We start from the raw sequence: 19,377 nt of genomic DNA, 5'->3' as shown, positions 1-19,377 counted from the left end.
CACGAAGAGCCCCCTCAGCAAGTCGGAGCCCCCAGGCAGGTCTTCGTGGGAGCGCAGCTCCGCTGCGCGAATAGCGGTGGGCACAGGCTTTTCCTGCCACCCGGGGCGCCTGTCGGCGCCATTTCGCGATCTGAAGATCGCTCCCACGAAGAGCCCTACTCAGCAAGTCGGAGCCCCCAGGCAGGTTTGTGTGGGAGCGCAGCTCCGCTGCGCGAATAGCGGTGGGCACAGGCTTTTCCTGCCACCCGGGGCGCCTGTCGGCGCCATTTCGCGATCTGAAGATCGCTCCCACGAAGAGCCCTACTCAGCAAGTCGGAGCCCCCAGGCAGGTTTGTGTGGGAGCGCAGCTCCGCTGCGCGAATAGCGGTGGGCACAGGCTTTTCCTGCCACCCGGGGCGCCTGTCGGCGCCATTTCGCGATCTGAAGATCGCTCCCACGAAGAGCCCCACTCAGCAAGTCGGAGCCCCCAGGCAGGTTTGCGTGAGAGAGCAGTGCCACTATCGCCGCCGCTGCGCGGCGGATCGCCGAGGCGTCGGACCGGATCTGAAGAGCGCTCCCACGAAGGGCACTATCACCATGCCACATTGGGCTCGGCAGCGGCTTCATGCTGATCTCCCACGAAGAGCCCCCTCAGCAAGTCGGAGCCCCCAGGCAGGTCTTCGTGGGAGCGCAGCTCCGCTGCGCGAATAGCGGTGGGCACAGGCTTTTCCTGCCACCCGGGGCGCCTGTCGGCGCCATTTCGCGATCTGAAGATCGCTCCCACGAAGAGCCCCCTCAGCGAATTTGTGCCAATGAGCAGGTCTTCGTGGGAGCGCACGGTCCGGCGTTCCGGAGCTTCTGCGCGAATGGCGCCGACAGGCGCCCGGGTGAGATCCTGAAGCGGTGCCGCTATCACCGCCGCTACGCGGCGGATCGCCGATGCGTCGGACCGGATCTGAAGAGCGCTCCCACGAAGGGCGCTCTTACCATGCCACATTGGACTCGGCAGCGGCTTCATGCTGATCTCCCACGAAGAGCCCCTCAGCAAGTCGGAGCCCCCAGGCAGGTCTTCGTGGGAGCGCACGGTCCGGCGTTCCGGATCTTCTGCGCGAATGGCGCCGATAGGCGCCCGGGTGAGATCCTGAAGCAGTGCCACTATCGCCGCCGCTACGCGGCGGATCGCCGAGGCGTCGGACCGGATCTGAAGAGCGCTCCCACGAAGGGCGCTCTTACCATGCCACATTGGGCTCGGCAGCGGCTTCATGCTGATCTCCCACGAAGAGCCCCTCAGCAAGTCGGAGCCCCCAGGCAGGTCTTCGTGGGAGCGCAGCTCCGCTGCGCGAATAGCGGTGGGCACAAGCTTTTCCTGCCACCCGGGGCGCCTGTCGGCGCCATTTCGCGATCTGAAGATCGCTCCCACGAAGAGCCCCTCAGCAAGTCGGAGCCCCCAGGCAGGTTTTCGTGGGAGCACACGGTCCGGCGTTCCGGATCTTCTGCGCGAATGGCGCCGATAGGCGCCCGGGTGAGATCCTGAAGCAGTGCCGCTATCACCGCCGCTACGCGGCGGATCGCCGATGCGTCGGACCGGATCTGAAGAGCGCTCCCACGAAGGGCGCTCTTACCATGCCACATTGGGCTCGGCAGCGGCTTCATGCTGATCTCCCACGAAGAGCCCCCTCAGCAAGTCGGAGCCCCCAGGCAGGTTTGCGTGGGAGCGCAGCTCCGCTGCGCGAATAGCGGTGGGCACAGGCTTTTCCTGCCACCCGGGGCGCCTGTCGGCGCCATTTCGCGATCTGAAGATCGCTCCCGCGAAAGCGCCCCTCAGAGCCCCAGAATGCACGGGCCAGTTGACTCGTACCGCTGGGCACCCCCGCCGCGATCCATTAGCATTGTCGCTTTGCGGCCATCACCAAGGAGATCGGCATGTCGACCCTCAGGGGGATCGTCAGCCTGCTGTTGCTGACCCTCAACACCCTGATCTGGGCGGTACCCCTGATCGCGCTGACGCTGCTCAAGCTGGTGACGCCGGGGCGTCCGCTGCGTCGCCGGGTGCTGCGTGGCCTCCAGGCCGTGGCCCTGGGCTGGGTCGGTGTCAATCTATGGTGGATCCGCCACTGGATCCGGCCCGATCTGCGCCTCGACCTGCCCGACGGGCTGAGCCGTGACGAATGGTGGCTGGTGCTGGCCAACCATCGCAGCTGGACCGATATCTTCGCGCTGTTCCTGGCCCTGCATCGTCGCCTGCCGATGCCGCACTTCTTCGTCAAACGCCAACTGATCTGGATTCCCGTGGTCGGGCTGGCCTTCTGGGCCCTGGAGTTCCCGATGCTGCGCCGCTTGACCCGTGAGCAGCGCGAACGCCATCCTCACCTGGCCCGACGCGATCAGGAGGCCACCGAACGCATGTGCCAGCATGCGCGGGAGCGGCCGATCGCCATCTACAACTTCGTCGAGGGCACCCGCTTCACGCCCGCCAAGCATGCGGCCCGGCACAGCCCCTACCAACACCTGCTGCCGCCTCGTGCCGGCGGTATCGCTCAGGTCCTGGGCCTGCTCGGCGACCGGTTGGGAGGGATCCTCGACGTGACGCTGCGCTACTCGCGCCCAGATCCCAGCTTCTGGGATTTCCTCTGCGCCCGCGAAGGCACTATCTACCTCAGCGCCCGTCGCCTCGCCGTCCCCGAGTGGATGACCCAGGGCGACTATCACCAGGACTCGGACTACAAGGAACGCTTCCACTCATGGCTCAACGCCCTGTGGCAGGCCAAGGACGCCGGCCTCGACTCGCTCTGATCGCACTGCTGTCGCTGATGACCCTGCTGGCCGGCTGTGCCGGCCCCTCTGCCCTGCACGGCTCGCCGGCGGGCAAATGGGTGACCATCCAGCGCGGCGATACGCTCGGTGAGATCGCCAAGCGCGCCGATGTCCCTCTGGTGCGGCTACGGCGCTTCAATCCCGGCGTCGATCCGCGCGGCCTGGCCGTGGGGCAGCGCATCCTGGTGCCGAGCCGCCGCGAACGGGCGCCGTCCGGCGGCCCCTATCGTTACCAGGTCCGGCCGGGCGATACCTACAGTGCCATCGCCCGGCGCTTCGGCACCTCGCCGGTGAACATCGCCTCGGCCAACCCCGGGGTCACCCCGACCGACTTGCGCGTCGGACAGCTGGTGTCGGTGCCGCTGCACGGCGCGACGGCGTCCTCGAGCCGCCGCCAGCACGCGTCCTCCTCGACGCCGTCACGCCCGGCACCGCGACCGGACCCGGGCCCGGTGCCCGGCAGCGCCAAGCACTGGCCGTGGCCGCTCGACGATTACCGGGTCGCGCGCAATTTCGGCAAGGACGCGCGCGGCACCCTGCAGCCGATGCTGCTGGCGACCCAGCAAGGCGCCCGGGCCAAGGCGGTGGCCGACGGCGAGGTACGCTTCGCCGGCAGCATGCGGCAACTCGGCCGGGTGGTGATCGTCCACCATCCGGACAATCTGCAGAGCGTCTATGCGCTGTGCGACACCCTGCTGGTCGACAGCGGCCAGCGCGTGAGTCGCGGCACGCCGCTGTGCACCGTGGGCCCGCATGCCGCCACCGGGCGCCATGACCTGCTGTTCGACATGCGCCACGGCGGCAAGCCCATCGACCCGCGCACGATCCTGCGCTGAGCGGCCGTTCACAACGATGGCTCTCAACCACTGTCATCACCGCGTCATGCCGATGTCTCAGGCCTGTCACCGGGCCTCGGCATTCTCGATGCTGACGGAGCCATCCCGGCTTCCGACGGCACGAGGACGGTCATGCGCATCTGCCTGGTCAGCGAAACCTGGACACCCGACATCAACGGCGTCGCCCATACCCTGGCGCGGCTCAGTGACCAGCTGAGGCAGCGCGGCATCACGCTGCAGCTGGTTCGCCCATGCCCCGTCGACGGGCAGCATCGCGACGAGGGAATGAGCCGTGAACTGCAGGTCCAGGGGTTTTCCGTGCCGGGCTACCGCGAAGTGCGACTGGGGCTGCCGGCCGCACGTCGGATCCGCCGGATGTGGCAGGACGAGCGCCCCGACGCGGTCTACGTGGCCACCGAGGGGCCGCTGGGCTGGTCCGCCCTGGCGGTCGCCGAGAAGCTGGGCATTCCGGTGGTCAGCGGATGGCATACCAATTTCGATCACTACTGTCGCGACTACGGGGTGGGCTGGCTGCGTCCGCTGGTCACCCAGCGGCTGCGGCGCTTCCACAACCGCTGCGCCACTACCCTGGTGCCGACCCATGCCCAGGCGCGGACCCTGACGGCGCTGGGCTTCGAGCGCGTAAAGGTGATGGCCCGCGGCATCGACGGCGCGCGCTTCTCGCCGGAGCATCGCGACCCCGCCCTGCGCGAGGCCTGGGGCGCGGATCCTCATCACCCGGTGGCGCTGTATGTCGGCCGCCTGGCCCCGGAGAAGAACCTCGACCTGCTGCGCGACACTTTCGCTGCCATGCTCGACGCCCGCCCGGACATGAAGCTGGTGGTGGTCGGCGACGGCCCCGGCCGTGCCGCGCTGGAGCGGGCCCTGCCCCAGGCCCATTTCACCGGATTCGTCTCGCCGGACGACTTGATCCGCCATTACGCCAGCGCGGACCTGTTCGTCTTCCCGTCAATCTCCGAGACCTGGGGCAACGTGCTGCTCGAGGCCATGGCCAGCGGCCTGGCGGTGATTGCCTTCCGCCATGCCGCCGGGGCCGAACTGATCGACGATGATGCCAACGGCGTGCAGCTGGCCATCGGCGACGAGGCCGGCTTCCGCGAAGCCGCCGTCGCGCTGTGCCAGCAGCCGGCCCGCTATGGCCGTCTGGGCCGAGCCGCCCGCGACCGAGCGCTGCAGTATCGCTGGCCCGCCATCACTGACGACTTTCTCGCCGCCCTCACCCATGCCCGGGAGATGTCCGATGAAGCCTCGCGCCCCTGTGGTGTTTGAACGCCTCGACCTGCTCGAGTGGCACCTGTGCCAGCGCCTGGCCGGGTTCAGCATCCATCGCCCCTGGCTGTGGCTGCTGCGCCTGGCCAGCAAGGCCGGCGACTGGCCGCTGTGGGTGGCGCTGATCGCCGCCCAGCCCTGGCTGCAGGGCCGCGAGGGCTGGCGGATTGCCCTGCAATACACGCTCACCGCGTTGGTGGCGATCGCCTTCTATCGGCTGGTCAAGACCCGGCTGTGCCGCGAGCGGCCCTTCATCACCTTCTCGACCATCGCCTGCCAGGAACCGGCCAGGGATCGCTACAGCTTTCCCAGCGGGCACACCATGCACGCGGTGATGTTCTGCACCCTGGTGGCGGCTCACACCCCCTGGCTGCTGCCGTCGCTGATTCCGGTGGTCGCCCTGATCGCGGTGTCACGGGTCGGGCTCGGGCTGCACTACATCAGCGACGTGGCCGCCGGCGCCGCGATCGGCTACGGCATGGCGCTGGCGAGCCTCGCACTCACGCCTTGAGGCTTGCTAGCGCCTCCTAGCGCCTCGCTCTGGCGTATCGGGCCCGGCGCTGGCACGCTGCGTGGATGGATCTGTTCACTTCCGCGGGTTCTCCCGGCGACGGCGAGCGCCTGCTGGAGACTCCGCCACTGCAGCGATTTCCCGACCTGCTCGGCCCGGCCGCCGATGATGCCCTGGCGCGACTCGACGCCGAGCTGGATTGGCAGCGCCCCGTGCTGCGCCTCTACGGGCGCGATCATCCCATTCCGCGTCGACAGGTGTGGATGGGCGACGCCACTTACCGTTACTCGGGCCGAGACTTCGCCCCGGATCCCTGGCACCCTACGGTCTTGATCATCCGCGACGCCGCCGTCGCAAGACTGGCCGCCGCGGGCCACGACGCGCGCTTCAACAGCGTGTTGCTCAACCGCTACGCCGACGGCGATGAGCGCATGGGCTGGCACTGCGACGACGAGCCGGAGCTGGGCGAGGCGCCATTGATTGCCGCCGTCAGCCTCGGCGCCGACCGCCCGCTGCGCTTCCGCTGGAAGGACCGCCGCGCTCCGGCCTTCAACGTCGACCAGCCCCATGACAGCCTGCTGCTGATGGGGCCGGGCGTGCAGGCGGAGCTCGAGCATGCCCTGCTGCCGCGTCGGCGTCAGGAGCTCAGGATCAGCCTGACCTTCCGCTGGGTCTCTTCGCGCTGAAGGCTCACATCACGCTGAGGGCTCTTCACGTCACGCTGAAGGCTCTTCCCACTGAGTGCCTCTAGGGCCCGCTGACGCACGATCAGCTCGGCTCCACCATGAAGCGGGAGAAGAACTCGCTGAGCTCCTCGACGCCATCGAGCGGCAGCACGAGCGAGACATACTGGTCCGGGCGCACCACCACCAGCGCGCCGGCCCCGCGATCGATGCCCCTCAAGTCGAAGATGTCCTGGTCGGTGCCGAGCACCGGCGCATGGGCCTTCTGGTAGTCCTGGAGCCCGAGCGGCCCCTTGTGCGGCTTGACGACGGCATGCATGTCGGCCCAGTCGACCTCGAGGTGGGACTGCTGGATGATGGCATGCACGTCGAAGACCGCGTCCGGATCGCTCCCTTCGGGGGTGAAGCGGCGAATCGGTGACGCCTCGCTGGCCAGGAAATCCATCAGCTTGTTCAATCGAGAGCCCGAGCTTCTGGGGTCGACCATGTCGGCGAAGGCATAGAGCCGCCAGCGACCGTCGGCGCGATGCACGTGGCCGAGATGGACCTGCTTGGCATCGCCGAGGCGGATGACCTCGGCAGAGTGGAAGCGCCGCCCGGGTGGGAAGCCAGTGGCCAGGCCCAGGTGGGTATCGTCACCGGTGAGCAGGTCCGGTGCGTAGTGGGTGGCGAACCCCGCGGTGAACTCGCTGTTGGTGACGAACTGGCGCTGCACCTCGGCCAGGCCTTTCATCAATGCCTGGGGGTCGTCGGCATCCTGCGCGGCGCCGATCGCCCGCGACCAGCGGGTATCCATCTCGATCAGGTTTTCCGCGATGACGTGGCGCTCGGCGTTGTAGGTGTGCAGCAGGCTGGCCGGGCTGCGTCCCTCGAGCACCGAGATCAGCTTCCAGCCCAGGTTGAAGGTGTCCTGCATCGACACGTTCATGCCCTGGCCGGCCTTGGCGGTATGCGTGTGGCAGGCGTCGCCGGCGATGAACACCCGAGGCGTGTGGCTTTCCATCCGCTCGTCGTCGACATCGTCGAACTTGTCGGTGACCCGGTGTCCGACGCGATACACCGAGAACCAGGCGGTCTCCTTGACCTCGAAGGTGTACGGCGCCAGCACCGCCTGAGCCTTCTCCAGCACCTGCTCCTTGGTCAGCCAGGCGTCCGGCGCGATGCTGCCCATGTCGACGTACAGCCGGACCATGTAGCCGCCCTCGCGGGGAATCAGCAGGATGTTGCCGGCATCGGCGGACTGGATGGTGCACTTGAAGCGGATATCCGGGAAGTCGGTCACCGCCAGCACGTCCATCACGCCCCAGGCCTTGTCCTCGCCGTGGCCCTGCGGCACCCGGCCGATGGACTGTCGCACGACGCTGTGTGCGCCGTCGCAGCCGACCACGTATCTTGCGCGCACGGTCTTCTCGCCGTCGGGCGTGTCGAGGGTGACGGACACCCGCTCGTCGGCGGCCTCGGGCACGTCCACCTTGAGCGTCTCATGACGATAGTCGACCCGCAGGCGGCTGGGAGCGTTGTGCATGTACTCCAGCAGGAAGTCGAGCAGTCGGGCCTGGTTGACGATCACATGCGGGAATTCGGAGAGGCCGTCGCGCACGTCCTGCACGCGGCCGAGCCGGGAGATGCGCGCCTGGTCATCGGGATCCGGCCCCCAGAAGTGGGTCTCGTTGATCCAGTAGGCCTCGGTGGTCATCCGCTCGGCCAGGCCGAAGGCCTCGAACATCTCCACCGTACGGCAGGCCACCCCATCGGCGCGGCCTACCTCGAGGGGCCCCTCGGCCTTCTCCACCACGCGGGTGACGATATCGGGGAAAGTCGACAGCTGCGCCGCCAGCAGCAGTCCGGCCGGGCCGGTGCCGACGATGAGTACGTCCACCTCGTCAGGCAGCGGCCCCTGCCCGTTGCCACGACCGTCGGCCGCGGGTTGAATCCGCGGGTCGCCACTGCGGTAACCACCGAGGAAGTACTGCATCTGCTCGCTCTCCATCCCGTGCGCTACGGGGTTTCGTTAATGTTGATGGGAAAACCGATGGCGCCGCTGACAGCGGTGTCGCTATCTCGTCACCACGATATTGATCAGTATTGTGATTAATATCACGCTGAACAATTAGACTTTTATCGACACCACAGCGGATTCATGCTCGATGGCGACTGGCGCCAGCGAGGCCAAGAGCGGTTTCGACAGCGGCCCTGGCCACCGAAGCCGCCAGACGGCGTGCCTCGCTCGCCACCCGGGCCGCCGTCGTCGGGTGCCCGACAGGGTCGACTCTGCTACGGTATCCCCTGCCCCGACAGCCGTTGCCGTGGAGATGCGGCCGCCGCCAGGCTGCACCTGACGCCTTCACTACCAAGAGACGCCATGACATGACCACCGCTCCCTTCACCAGCGCCAGCCGCTTTCCCGGTAGCCTGCTGCGGCGCTGCCACCAGATCAGCGTCGCGATCTTCCTGCGCAAGTGCGAGGCCTACCAGCTGACGCAGCTGCAGTACATCCTGCTCTGTGCCCTCGAGGAACTGGGTCCCAGCGATCAGATCACCCTCGGCGGCCATACGGCGCTGGATCGCAATACCGTGGCGGTGGTGATCCGCAAGCTGGAGGAGCGCGGCCTGATCGCCCGGCGCCGCAACCCGGAGGATCGTCGCTCGATGCTGGTCACCCTGACCGAGGAAGGTCAACGGCTGCGCCACACCGCCGAGCCTTCGGTGGACGAGGTGCAGGAGGAGATCATGGCCCCCTTGAGCGAGGCCGAGCGGGAGACGCTATGCCGGCTGTTGCAACGCATCGCCGACGAGAACAATCACCTGAGCCGGGTGCCGGTGCGCCAGGCAGGTTGAGGGGAAACCTCGATACCGTCCGATAGACACTATCAACCCTTTGATTCCAATAATAAAAAACGGCCACCCAGGTATCTGGATGGCCGTCGGCACGGACCTTGGTAGATAACGGTATAAGGTCAGCCGCGGTAATAGCCGGGCGTCACGAAGGGCATCTTGCTCACCACCATCGGCAGGCGCTTGCCACGCACCTCGGCATAGACGGTGGTGTCGACCGCCGCGTGGTCGATGACCACATAGCCCATCGCCACCGGCTTGCCGACGCTGGGGCCGAAGCCGCCGGAGGTCACCACCCCGATGGCATGGCCTTCGGCATCGAACAGTTCGGCGCCTTCGCGCACCGGGGCGCGCCCCTCGCCCAGCAGGCCCACGCGCTTGCGACGGTGATCCTTCTCGGCCACCTGATGCAGGATCAGGTCGGCCCCCGGGAAACCGCCCTGGCGCTCGCCGCCGCGGCGACGCGGCTTGCCGATCGCCCAGATCAGCCCACCTTCCACCGGCGTGGTGCCGGTGTCGATATCGTGGCCGTAGAGGCATAGCCCGGCCTCGAGACGCAGCGAGTCGCGGGCCCCCAGGCCGATCGGCTCGACCTCCTGCTCGGCGAGCAGGCGTCGCGCCAGGGCCTCGGCCTGCTCGGCGGGCACCGAGATCTCGAAGCCGTCCTCCCCGGTATAGCCGCTGCGGCTGATCCACACGTCGATGCCCTCGATGGTGAACTTGCCATGCTGCATAAAGACCATCTCGCAGGCCGCGGGGCACAGCCGCGCCATGACCTCTGCCGCCTTGGGCCCCTGCAGGGCCAGCAGGCCGCGATCCAGCACCTCGATCTCGTGATGGGGCAGCCCGCGGCGCAGATGCGCGATGTCCTGCTCCTTGCAGGCGGCATTCACCACCAGGTAGAGGTGGTCACCGGCGTTGACGATCATCAGGTCGTCGAGGATGCCGCCGTCTTCGGCGGTGAACAGGCCGTAGCGCTGCATGCCCTCGCCCAGCCCCACCAGGTCGGCGGGCACCAGGGTCTCCAGCGCCTCGGCGGCTTGCGGGCCGCGCAGCACCACCTGGCCCATGTGCGAGACGTCGAACAGGCCACAGGCCTGGCGGGTATGCTCGTGTTCCTTCTTGACCCCCAGCGCGTACTGGACCGGCATGCTGTAGCCGGCGAAGGGCACCATCTTGCCACCCAGTTCGAGATGCAGGTCGTAAAGCGGGGTCTTGCGTGGTTCGTTCATCGGTGTCGTATCGCTCTTCCCATGGAATCGGGTTGGGCGGCCGGCCCAGGGCCGGCCGCCAAGGGCTCACTTGTTGAGTTCTTCGCCGGGCAGCACTTCCTTGCCGTCGAAGTAGTCGCGGGTCAGCTTGAACACCACCGGCGACAGCAGCGCCAGGGCGATCAGGTTGGGAATCGCCATCATGGCGTTGAACACGCTGGCCAGCAGCCACACGAAGCCGAGCGGCAGCACCGAGCCAACGAAGATCGCCAGGATGTAGATCACGCGGTAGTACTTGATGGCGCCCACGCCGAACAGGTACTCGAAGCACTTTTCGCCGTAGAAGGCCCAGCCCAGGATGGTGGTGAAGGCGAACACCGCCAGGGCGAAGGACACCACGTACTGGCCGATGCCGGGCAGCGCCTCGTTGAACGACATGGTGGTCAGGGCGGCGCCGGTCTCACCGGAGGTCCAGGCGGTGGTCAGGATCGCCAGGGCGGTGATCGAGCACACCACGATGGTGTCGATGAAGGTACCGAGCATGGCGATCAGGCCCTGGCGCACCGGGTTCTTGGTCTGGGCCGCGGCGTGGGCGATCGGGGCGCTGCCCAGGCCCGCCTCGTTGGAGAACACGCCTCGCGCCACGCCGAACTGGATGGCCTTGGCCACCGCCGCACCGGCGAAGCCGCCCGCCGCCGAGATCGGCGTGAAGGCGTGGCCGAAGATCATGCCCAGGGCATGGCCGATCTGGTCGGCGTTGATGATCAGCACCAGCAGGCCGCAGACGATATAGGCCACCGCCATGATCGGCACCAGCTTGCCCGCCACCTTGGCGATCCGCTTGATACCGCCGAGGATGACCGCGCCGGCCAGCACCATGATCACCAGGCCGGTGATCCAGTGCGGCAGCCCGAGGGACTCGCCCAGGCCGTCGGCCACCGAGTTGGACTGCACGGTGTTGCCGATGCCGAAGGCGGCCACGGCACCGAACAGCGCGAAGGCGCCGCCCATCCAGGCCCACTTCTTGCCGAGGCCGTTGCGGATGTAATACATCGGGCCACCGACGTGGTCGCCGGCCTCGTCGACCTGACGATAGCGCACGGCGAGCACGGCTTCGGAGAACTTGGTGGCCATGCCCACCAGGGCGGTGATCCACATCCAGAACACCGCGCCCGGCCCGCCGAGGAAGATGGCGGTTGCCACACCGGCGATATTGCCGGTGCCGATGGTCGCCGACAGCGAGGTCATCAGAGCGTTGAAAGGCGATACCTCACCCTCGCTTTCATCGCCCTTGGCGCTGCTGCGTCCCTGCCACAGCAGCTTGAAGCCCATACCCAGCTTGCGGATGGGCAACACTTTCAAGCCGGCCTGCAGGTAGAGGCCGACCCCCAGCAGCAGCACCAGCATCAGCGGGCCCCAGACGACCCCCTCGATGGCTGACAGGATATTGGTCAAGGTTTCCACGTCTTGTCTCCCTAAAGCTTATTGTTATGCACCAACGTGCATGCCACATGGGCGGGCGATACCACCGATGATACGAACCCGCGTACCATAGCGGATCCTTCCGTTGGCGCTCTAGTCTCCTATAGGAAATTTCGGCTATTGCCGTCCGTCGCAGTACGAAGCATCACAGTGCGAAGCATAGACGACCACGCTGCACCGGGCTCACCGCGGCGACGAGCGCCCCGAGACGACCAACAAAGAAACTTGTTTCCTATAAGAAACACAGGCTACTCTAGCGACACGTTCGAGGCCGGGCAAGCCCCGTCGGCGGACTGGCCGACCTGCGAGGCGGCGGGGCCGAGAGTTCCCGCAGAGCGGATGACAGGCCGGCGAGCGAGCAAGAGCCGCGCGAGACGCCTACGCTATGGAGGGTACGACGCCTTGCGGCGGCCTTCTCGCCCCTACGGGGCTCGCCAAACGGTGTCGGGGGCGTTAGGATGCCCCCGTTATCAGAAAACCTTTTTCGTATAGGAAAATGCCATGAGTGCTATCCCTGCCAATCTTCGCTACGCCGAAAGCCATGAATGGATCCTCGAGAATGGCGACGGCACGGTGACCATCGGCATCACCGATCACGCTCAACAGTCGCTGGGCGACGTGGTCTTCGTCGAGCTGCCGGAAGTAGGCACCGCCCTGGCCAAGGGCGATGAGTTCGGCGTGGTCGAATCGGTCAAGGCCGCCTCCGACCTGTATGCCCCGCTCGCCGGCGAGGTGGTAGCGGTCAACGAGGAGCTGGAAGACGCTCCCGAGACCCTCAACGAGTCACCCTACGAGCAGGGCTGGATCCTGAAGCTGCGCCTCGAGGATGCCAGCGCCCTGAACGACCTGCTGGACGCCGACGCCTATCAGGCGGTGGCCGACGCCGACGACTGATCCCAGCCCGCCGGGCCCGCCAGCGTCGGGCCCGTCCTTCCCGTCCCCGGTGACGACTTCGCAATAGGGTATTCCATGGCTTTCGACACTCGCCGCTTGGCCGAACTGGCCAACCATGACGCCTTTATCCGCCGCCACAACGGCCCCGAGGCTTCCGACGTGGCCACCATGCTGGACACACTGGGCATGGACAGCCTGGCCAGCCTGCTGGAACGCACGGTGCCGGCCGGCATCCGACTGGGTCGTGAACTCGACCTGGATCCGCCGCGCAGCGAGGCCGAGGCCCTGGACTACCTCTATCGCCTGGCCCGCCAGAACCGCGTGGCCAAGAGCTACATCGGGCAGGGCTACTACGACACCCACCTGCCGGCGGTCATCCAGCGCAACGTGCTGGAAAACCCCGGCTGGTACACCGCCTACACGCCCTACCAGCCGGAGATCTCCCAGGGCCGGCTGGAGGGGTTGCTGAACTTCCAGCAGATGGTCATGGACCTCACCGGCATGAGCCTCGCCAACGCGTCGCTGCTCGACGAGGCCACCGCCGCCGCCGAGGCCATGGCGCTGTGTCGCCGCGCCAACAAGAAGGCCAAGACCAACGCCTTCTTCGTCGCCGACGACGTCTTTCCGCAGACGCTGGACGTGGTGCGCACCCGCGCCCATTACTTCGACTTCGAGCTGGTCGTCGCCCCGGCGGCGGAAGTGGCCGAGCACGACGTGTTCGGCGCCCTGCTCCAGTACCCGGGCGACAGCGGCCGGGTCCACGACCTGGCGCCGCTGCTTGCGGCCGCCAAGGACAAGGGCATCATGACCTGCGTGGCCGCCGACATCATGTCGCTGGTGCTGCTGCGCGAGCCCGGCGCCCTGGGCGCCGACATGGTGGTCGGCTGCGCCCAGCGCTTCGGCGTGCCGATGGGCTTCGGCGGCCCCCATGCCGCCTTCTTCGCCACCACCGACAAGCTCAAGCGCTCGATCCCGGGCCGCATCATCGGCGTCTCCAAGGACAGTCGCGGCGAGACCGCACTGCGCATGGCCATGCAGACCCGCGAGCAGCACATCCGCCGCGAGAAGGCCACCTCAAACATCTGTACCGCCCAGGCGCTGCTGGCCAACATCGCCGGCTTCTACGCCGTCTACCACGGCGCCGAGGGCCTGCGCACCATCGCCGGGCGCATCCACCGCTTGACCACCATCCTCGCCGAGGGCCTGACCCGCTGCGGCGTGAGCCTGGTCCACGACAGCTGGTTCGACACCCTGCGCCTGACCGGCGTCGACGCGCGCAAGATCCACGGTCGCGCCATGGCCCATGACGTCAACCTGCGCTACTTCGAGGGCGGCGACATCGGCGTCAGCCTCGACGAGACCACCACCGCCCACGACCTGGACCTGCTGTTCGACGTACTGCTCGATGAGGAACACGGCCAGTCGGTGGCCGCGCTCGACGCCGAGATCGTCGAGGCCGGCAAGAGCGGCATTCCCGCGGCCAGCCGCCGCGAATCCGACTTCCTGACCCACCCGACCTTCCGCCGCTATCACAGCGAGACGGAAATGCTGCGCTACCTCAAGCGCCTAGAGAACAAGGACCTGTCGCTGGCCCACGCCATGATCCCGCTGGGCTCGTGCACCATGAAGCTCAACGCCACCAGCGAGATGATCCCCATCACCTGGCCGGAGCTGGCGCGCATCCACCCCTTCGCGCCCAAGGACCAGGTGGCCGGCTACCAGCAGATCATCGACGAACTGGCCGACTTCCTGGTGGAAATCACCGGCTACGACCATATCTCCATGCAGCCCAATTCCGGCGCCCAGGGCGAGTACGCCGGCCTGGTGGCGATCCGTCGCTACCAGCAGGCCGAGGGCCAGGGGCATCGCGACGTCTGCCTGATCCCGAGTTCCGCCCACGGCACCAACCCGGCCTCGGCGGCCATGGCCCACATGAAGGTGGTCGTGGTGGAGTGCGACGAGGCCGGCAACATCGATCTCGCCGACCTGCGCGCCAAGGCCGAGCAGCATGCCGATGACCTCTCGGCGATCATGCTCACCTATCCGTCGACCCACGGGGTGTTCGAGGAGGGCGTGCGCGAGGCCTGCGAGATCGTCCACCAGCATGGCGGCCAGGTGTACATCGACGGCGCCAACATGAACGCCCAGGTCGGCCTGGCCCGGCCCGGTGACTTCGGCGGCGACGTCAGCCACCTCAACCTGCACAAGACCTTCTGCATCCCCCACGGCGGTGGCGGCCCGGGCATGGGCCCGATCGGCGTCAAGGCGCACCTGGCGCCCTACGTGTCCAATCACGTGGTGCGCCCGCTGGACGGCGTGGAAGCCGGCTCAGGCGCGGTCTCGGCGGCGCCCTTCGGCAGCGCCTCGATCCTGCCGATCTCCTGGGCCTACATCAAGATGATGGGCGCCCGCGGCCTGCGCGAGGCCACCGAGCTGGCCATCCTCGGCGCCAACTACATCGCCAAGCGCCTGGAAGCCCACTATCCGGTGCTCTACAAGGGCACCAACGGCACCGTGGCCCACGAGTGCATCATCGACATTCGCCCGCTCAAGGCCGACTCCGGCATCAGCGAGGAGGATATCGCCAAGCGCCTGATGGACTACGGCTTCCATGCGCCGACCATGTCCTTCCCGGTGCCCGGCACGCTGATGATCGAGCCCACGGAATCGGAGTCGCTGTTCGAGCTGGACCGCTTCTGCGACGCCATGATCGCCATCCGCGAGGAAGTGGCCCGGGTCGAGGCCGGCGAGTGGCCCGCCGACGACAACCCGCTGGTCAACGCACCGCACACCATGGCCGACCTGATGGATGCGAGCTGGGAACGCCCCTACTCCCGCGAGCTGGGCGCCTTCCCCTCCGAGGCGGTCAAGGCGGCCAAGTACTGGCCGGCCGTGAACCGGGTCGACAACGTGCTCGGCGACCGGCAGCTGATCTGCTCCTGCCCGAGCATCGACGCCTACCGGGAGTGACCCCCTCCTCCTGAACGACAAGCGCCCCGCCAACCGGCGGGGCGCATTGCATTGTGGGCGGCGCTTGGCGTCAGTCCAGCCGCCGCTACCCGGCCCTCTCCTCCCTGGCCTGAGCCAGGGGCCCCTGCCCCAGCTCGCCGCTCTCGCCCAGGCTCGGCTCGCCATGGCCGTAGCGCTCGTGCAGGCGATGCTCGCGGAAGGCCTCGAGCAGCCGAGTGTAGCGTCGCGGCATGCGCATGCCGCGACGGCTGATCAGGTAAAGGGTTTCCTGCACCGGGTTCGGCAGCGGCAGTTCCTTGACCTGGCGCTGCCAGGGCGAGGTCTCGAGCACCAGCCGGGAGACCACGGTAAATCCGAGACCGCGGGCCACGGCGTCGAGCACCATGCTCACCTCGTTGGTGAAACCCTGGCGCGGGAAGTGACTCATCGAGCGGAATTCGCCGGGGAAGTTCTGGCGCAGCATGCCCCCGGCCCGATTGACGCCGTCGGAATAGCCGATGAAGCCCAGCGCCATCAGGTCGGCGAGCCCGGTGCCGGAGAAGTCCGCCGGCACCACCAGGCACAGCGACTCCTGATGCCAGGCCTCGCAGTCGATCTCGGGGTGGCGCACCGCCTCGGTGACGATGCCAAGGTCGTGACGGCCGGCCAGCACGTCGGTGACGATCTCGTGGTTGAAGGCAAAGCTGTAGCTTACCGTCAGCCCGGTATGCATCTGCTGCTGGCCGAGAATGAAGGGGTAGAACATCAGCCCCACGCTGCCCGGCGAGGCAATCCGGCACTCGCCGCTGTCGAGGCTTTCGTCGTCCAGGGAGTGGCGGAACTGCTCATGCTCGGCGAACAGCTTGAGGGCGTAGTCGTAGGCGCGACGCCCGGCCTCGGTCAAGACGAAACGACGCCCCTGGCGATCGATCAGCGACTTGCCCAGGTAGCGCTCCAGCTTGCGGACGTGCTGGCTGACCCCGGGCTGGGTCATTTCCAGGCGCTGCGCCGTCCGGGTGAAGCTGCCGGTCTCGACGAGAGTGATGAAGGTGCGGAAGTACTGGGCATTGAACATGGCGGATCGCATCGTGGCCAGGGGGACCGGGGCGCCCTCATTCTATCAGCTCGTCCGAGGCGCCGCAGCGCTGCGCCGCGGCCGGTCGCGTGATAGCATCGAGACAGGCGGCGCATCGCCGCCCTTCCCTTCTTCAGTGACACGGACGCGCTGCATGGCCGATACCATTTCCAGCATCATCTCTCCGGAAGGCAGCCTCGAGATTCTCTCCCAGCACGAGGTGAACCGGCTGCACGACACCTCCCGCAGCGGGCTGCACGATCTGCTGCGCAGCTGCGCGCTGGCGGTACTCAACTCCGGCAACCCGACCGACGACGGCCTGGCCCTGATGGAGACCTATCCCGATTTCGACATCGAGGTCATCCAGCAGGATCGTGGCGTACGGCTCAAGCTCACCAATGCACCGGCAGAAGCCTTCGTCGACGGCAAGATGATTCGCGGCATCCGCGAGCACCTCTCCTCGGTGCTGCGCGACATCGTCTACGTCTACAACGAGATCCAGACCCACGACCGCTTCGACCTGACCACCGGCGAGGGCACCACCAACGCCGTCTTCCACATCCTGCGCAAGGCCGGTACCCTGAAGCCCAGCCGCGATCCGAGCATGGTGGTCTGCTGGGGCGGGCACTCGATCTCCCGGGAGGAGTACGACTACACCAAGCACGTCGGCTACCACCTGGGGCTGCGCGAGCTGGACATCTGCACCGGCTGTGGCCCCGGGGCCATGAAGGGGCCGATGAAGGGCGCCAACGTCGCCCATGCCAAGCAGCGACGCCATGAAGGCCGCTACCTGGGCGTGTCGGAGCCCGGCATCATCGCCGCCGAGGCCCCCAACCCGATCGTCAACGAGCTGGTGGTGATGCCGGACATCGAGAAGCGCCTCGAGGCCTTCGTGCGTCTCGGCCACGGCATCATCGTGTTCCCGGGCGGGGTCGGCACCGCCGAGGAGATCCTCTACCTGCTGGGCATCCTGCTGCATCCGGACAACGTCGATATGGAGCTGCCGGTGATCCTGACCGGCCCGGCCGATTCCGCCGACTATTTCCGGCGCATCGACGAGTTCCTGGTCTACACCCTAGGCGAGTCGGTACGGCGGCTGTACGACATCATTATCGACGACCCCATCGAGGTAGCCCGCACCATGCGCAAGGGCATCGACGGCGTCACCGAGTATCGCCGCGCCCGCCAGGACGCCTTCTACTACAACTGGCGGCTTACCGTGGCGCGCGATTTCCAGGCGCCCTTCGAGCCCACCCACGAGTCGATGGCCGGCCTGGCCCTGCACCGCAATCAGCCGGTCCACGAACTCGCCGCCAACCTGCGCCGGGCCTTCTCGGGGATCGTCGCCGGCAACGTCAAGGAGCGCGGCATCAGGCTGATCGAGGCCCACGGCCCCTTCCGCCTCAGCGCCGAACCCGAGCTGATGGCCAAGCTCGACGAGCTGCTGAACTCGTTCGTCGCCCAGGGCCGTATGAAGCTCGCCGGCGAGTACGAGCCCTGCTATACGCTGGGCTGAATTCGTAAGTGAGTGGTGAGTGGTGAGTGGTGCCACTTACCACTTACAAGGCGCGAAGCGGCGCTCACTACTCACTCATACTCAAGCGCAAAGCGCGCTCACCATTCACCCCCAACGACTCACCTCTCGGCCACCGGCTTCCACCATAGCCCCACGGCATGCAGCAGCAGGCCCAGGGTGGTGCCGTGGGAGGCGAGCAGCACCCAGCCTCCCCAGCCGGCGACGGCCAGCTGCCAGGCCGCCATCGCCACCAGGCCCAGGGCCAGGCAGGCCAGCAGGCGGCGCAGCAGCGCCGGCAGGCGTACTCGGGCCTCGGCGGCCAGCAGCCGCCACTGGGCCAGCGCCACGCCGAGCACCGCCACGATCGCCATCACGATCAGGGTGAGCCGCGTCTGGTGGCCGCCGGCCAGATAGCGCGGCAGGGTCGCCGCCATCATCACCGCCAACCCGACCAGCAGGCTGAGCCGCTCCGGACTCGAGGTGGCGCCCATGTCAGGCCACCTTGAGCTGCTGGCTGGCGATCCACTCCTCGACCCAGGGCACGGCCGCGTCGTCGGCCATGAAGGTCTCCATGGCATCGATCTCCAGTCGCTCGCCCAGGCGGGTAGCCCCCTGGCCCTGCAGCGTCTCGTCCAGGGCACGGCCGGCACCGCAGTAGGAATCGACGTAGGAGCTGTCGCCCAGGGCGATCAGACCGTAGCGTAGCTCGTTGAGCCCCGGGCTCCGAGCCTCCAGGTCGCGCACGAAGGGCACCAGGTTGCCGGGAATGTCGCCGCTGCCGGTGGTGGACACGCAGAACAGCGCCAGGTCGGTGGGCGAGTCGACGAGATCGTCCAGGGTCGGCTGGTCATGGATCTCGACCGCGTAGCCGGCGTCCTCGAACAGTGGCTGGACCTGCTCGGCGACATCCAGCGCACCGCCGTACATGGTGCCAACGAAGATCTTGAGCTTGGGCATGGATATATCGTGGATTTTCCTGAGAAATTCACTCGGATATTAACATGGCCGCGGCCACGGCCGCATCTTCGACCCAGGGCTATCGCGCAGCGGAGCTGCGCTCCTACGAAGGCCTGCCCGGTGGCACTCCCCCCTGTGGGAGCTCAGTTGTCTGAGCGATTGGCGCCGACAGGCGCCTCCGGTGGCAAGCCACGCCCGTGCCCACCGCTATCGCGCAGCGGAGCTGCGCTCCTACGAAGGCCTGTTCGGTGGCACTCCCCCCTGTGGGAGCTCAGTTGTCTGAGCGATTGGCGCCGACAGGCGCCTCCGGTGGCAAGCCACGCCCGTGCCCACCGCTATCGCGCA

At 67.4% G+C, this 19,377-nt stretch carries 15 protein-coding genes; 9 read left to right on the top strand and 6 right to left on the bottom strand.

Features of this window, described 5'->3' with window-relative positions; all coding sequences use genetic code 11:
* The first annotated feature begins 1,902 nt into the window (after nucleotides 1–1,902).
* The 5 genes from FHR96_RS08005 to FHR96_RS07985 all read left to right on the top strand — a co-directional run bounded on the left by FHR96_RS08005 (nucleotide 1,903) and on the right by FHR96_RS07985 (nucleotide 6,116).
* Entirely contained in the window at nucleotides 1,903–2,772 is an 870-nt protein-coding gene (locus FHR96_RS08005; protein ID WP_183387140.1) for an acetyltransferase, read from the top strand.
* Complete coding sequence (locus tag FHR96_RS08000) at nucleotides 2,721–3,629, top strand: M23 family metallopeptidase (protein ID WP_183387139.1); 909 nt, start codon at nucleotides 2,721–2,723, stop codon at nucleotides 3,627–3,629. Before FHR96_RS08005 ends, FHR96_RS08000 begins: the two co-directional genes overlap by 52 nt.
* A gap of 132 nt (nucleotides 3,630–3,761) precedes the next feature.
* The gene (locus tag FHR96_RS07995) at nucleotides 3,762–4,919 is read left to right on the top strand and encodes a glycosyltransferase family 4 protein (RefSeq protein WP_183387138.1); all 1,158 of its coding nucleotides are present in this window, start codon (nucleotides 3,762–3,764) and stop codon (nucleotides 4,917–4,919) included.
* Entirely contained in the window at nucleotides 4,891–5,430 is a 540-nt protein-coding gene (locus FHR96_RS07990) for a phosphatase PAP2 family protein (RefSeq protein ID WP_183387137.1), read from the top strand. Before FHR96_RS07995 ends, FHR96_RS07990 begins: the two co-directional genes overlap by 29 nt.
* A gap of 65 nt (nucleotides 5,431–5,495) precedes the next feature.
* Nucleotides 5,496–6,116: an alpha-ketoglutarate-dependent dioxygenase AlkB family protein gene (locus tag FHR96_RS07985; RefSeq protein WP_183387136.1), complete on the top strand. Its 621-nt coding sequence runs from the start codon at nucleotides 5,496–5,498 to the stop codon at nucleotides 6,114–6,116.
* A gap of 82 nt (nucleotides 6,117–6,198) precedes the next feature.
* Here FHR96_RS07985 and FHR96_RS07980 read toward each other — a convergent pair whose 3' ends face one another.
* Nucleotides 6,199–8,088 (bottom strand): FAD-dependent monooxygenase, encoded by a 1,890-nt coding sequence (locus FHR96_RS07980; protein ID WP_183387135.1) that lies wholly within the window; start codon nucleotides 8,086–8,088, stop codon nucleotides 6,199–6,201.
* Nucleotides 8,089–8,480: 392 nt separating this feature from the next.
* Between FHR96_RS07980 and FHR96_RS07975 the strand changes: the two genes are divergently transcribed.
* On the top strand, nucleotides 8,481–8,951 hold the full coding sequence (locus tag FHR96_RS07975) for a MarR family winged helix-turn-helix transcriptional regulator (RefSeq protein WP_183387134.1): 471 nt from the start codon (nucleotides 8,481–8,483) through the stop codon (nucleotides 8,949–8,951).
* Between the two features lie 119 nt (nucleotides 8,952–9,070).
* Here FHR96_RS07975 and gcvT read toward each other — a convergent pair whose 3' ends face one another.
* Both gcvT and FHR96_RS07965 read right to left on the bottom strand, forming a co-directional pair.
* A complete protein-coding gene (gene gcvT, locus FHR96_RS07970) occupies nucleotides 9,071–10,180 on the bottom strand; it encodes a glycine cleavage system aminomethyltransferase GcvT (RefSeq protein ID WP_183387133.1) in 1,110 nt (369 codons plus the stop codon).
* 66 nt (nucleotides 10,181–10,246) lie between these two features.
* Nucleotides 10,247–11,623: an amino acid carrier protein gene (locus FHR96_RS07965; protein WP_183387132.1), complete on the bottom strand. Its 1,377-nt coding sequence runs from the start codon at nucleotides 11,621–11,623 to the stop codon at nucleotides 10,247–10,249.
* 519 nt (nucleotides 11,624–12,142) lie between these two features.
* Here FHR96_RS07965 and gcvH point away from each other — a divergent pair.
* Both gcvH and gcvP read left to right on the top strand, forming a co-directional pair.
* On the top strand, nucleotides 12,143–12,535 hold the full coding sequence (gene gcvH / locus FHR96_RS07960; protein ID WP_183387131.1) for a glycine cleavage system protein GcvH: 393 nt from the start codon (nucleotides 12,143–12,145) through the stop codon (nucleotides 12,533–12,535).
* A 75-nt stretch (nucleotides 12,536–12,610) separates the two neighbouring features.
* Nucleotides 12,611–15,505, top strand: coding sequence for an aminomethyl-transferring glycine dehydrogenase (gcvP, locus tag FHR96_RS07955; protein WP_183387130.1), 2,895 nt, complete (start codon nucleotides 12,611–12,613; stop codon nucleotides 15,503–15,505).
* An 85-nt stretch (nucleotides 15,506–15,590) separates the two neighbouring features.
* Here gcvP and FHR96_RS07950 read toward each other — a convergent pair whose 3' ends face one another.
* Entirely contained in the window at nucleotides 15,591–16,559 is a 969-nt protein-coding gene (locus tag FHR96_RS07950) for a LysR family transcriptional regulator (RefSeq protein WP_183387129.1), read from the bottom strand.
* Between the two features lie 154 nt (nucleotides 16,560–16,713).
* Here FHR96_RS07950 and ppnN point away from each other — a divergent pair, with 154 nt between their 5' ends.
* Entirely contained in the window at nucleotides 16,714–18,075 is a 1,362-nt protein-coding gene (gene ppnN / locus FHR96_RS07945) for a nucleotide 5'-monophosphate nucleosidase PpnN (protein ID WP_221195740.1), read from the top strand.
* A 119-nt stretch (nucleotides 18,076–18,194) separates the two neighbouring features.
* Here the strand turns inward: ppnN and FHR96_RS07940 are convergent, their stop codons facing one another.
* On the bottom strand, nucleotides 18,195–18,566 hold the full coding sequence (locus FHR96_RS07940; protein ID WP_183387128.1) for a hypothetical protein: 372 nt from the start codon (nucleotides 18,564–18,566) through the stop codon (nucleotides 18,195–18,197).
* Between the two features lies 1 nt (nucleotide 18,567).
* Nucleotides 18,568–19,032 carry a flavodoxin domain-containing protein gene (locus tag FHR96_RS07935; protein ID WP_183387127.1) on the bottom strand — a complete coding sequence of 155 codons (465 nt, stop codon included), beginning with the start codon at nucleotides 19,030–19,032 and terminating at the stop codon, nucleotides 18,568–18,570.
* Nucleotides 19,033–19,377 lie beyond the last annotated feature (345 nt).

The sequence above is a fragment of the Halomonas organivorans genome, assembly GCF_014192055.1.
Classification (GTDB): domain Bacteria; phylum Pseudomonadota; class Gammaproteobacteria; order Pseudomonadales; family Halomonadaceae; genus Halomonas; species Halomonas organivorans.
This window is presented reverse-complemented; position numbering and strand designations above follow the sequence as displayed.

Coding starts and splice junctions, on each gene's coding strand:
- gcvP (WP_183387130.1), top strand. CDS start 12,611: ATGGCTTTCGACACTCGCCGCTTGGCCGAACTGGCCAACCATGACGCC.
- FHR96_RS07940 (WP_183387128.1), bottom strand. CDS start 18,566: ATGGGCGCCACCTCGAGTCCGGAGCGGCTCAGCCTGCTGGTCGGGTTG.
- FHR96_RS07950 (WP_183387129.1), bottom strand. CDS start 16,559: ATGTTCAATGCCCAGTACTTCCGCACCTTCATCACTCTCGTCGAGACC.
- FHR96_RS07990 (WP_183387137.1), top strand. CDS start 4,891: ATGAAGCCTCGCGCCCCTGTGGTGTTTGAACGCCTCGACCTGCTCGAG.
- FHR96_RS07985 (WP_183387136.1), top strand. CDS start 5,496: ATGGATCTGTTCACTTCCGCGGGTTCTCCCGGCGACGGCGAGCGCCTG.
- gcvT (WP_183387133.1), bottom strand. CDS start 10,180: ATGAACGAACCACGCAAGACCCCGCTTTACGACCTGCATCTCGAACTG.
- FHR96_RS07935 (WP_183387127.1), bottom strand. CDS start 19,032: ATGCCCAAGCTCAAGATCTTCGTTGGCACCATGTACGGCGGTGCGCTG.
- FHR96_RS07980 (WP_183387135.1), bottom strand. CDS start 8,088: ATGCAGTACTTCCTCGGTGGTTACCGCAGTGGCGACCCGCGGATTCAA.
- gcvH (WP_183387131.1), top strand. CDS start 12,143: ATGAGTGCTATCCCTGCCAATCTTCGCTACGCCGAAAGCCATGAATGG.
- FHR96_RS08005 (WP_183387140.1), top strand. CDS start 1,903: ATGTCGACCCTCAGGGGGATCGTCAGCCTGCTGTTGCTGACCCTCAAC.
- FHR96_RS08000 (WP_183387139.1), top strand. CDS start 2,721: ATGGCTCAACGCCCTGTGGCAGGCCAAGGACGCCGGCCTCGACTCGCT.
- ppnN (WP_221195740.1), top strand. CDS start 16,714: ATGGCCGATACCATTTCCAGCATCATCTCTCCGGAAGGCAGCCTCGAG.
- FHR96_RS07995 (WP_183387138.1), top strand. CDS start 3,762: ATGCGCATCTGCCTGGTCAGCGAAACCTGGACACCCGACATCAACGGC.
- FHR96_RS07975 (WP_183387134.1), top strand. CDS start 8,481: ATGACCACCGCTCCCTTCACCAGCGCCAGCCGCTTTCCCGGTAGCCTG.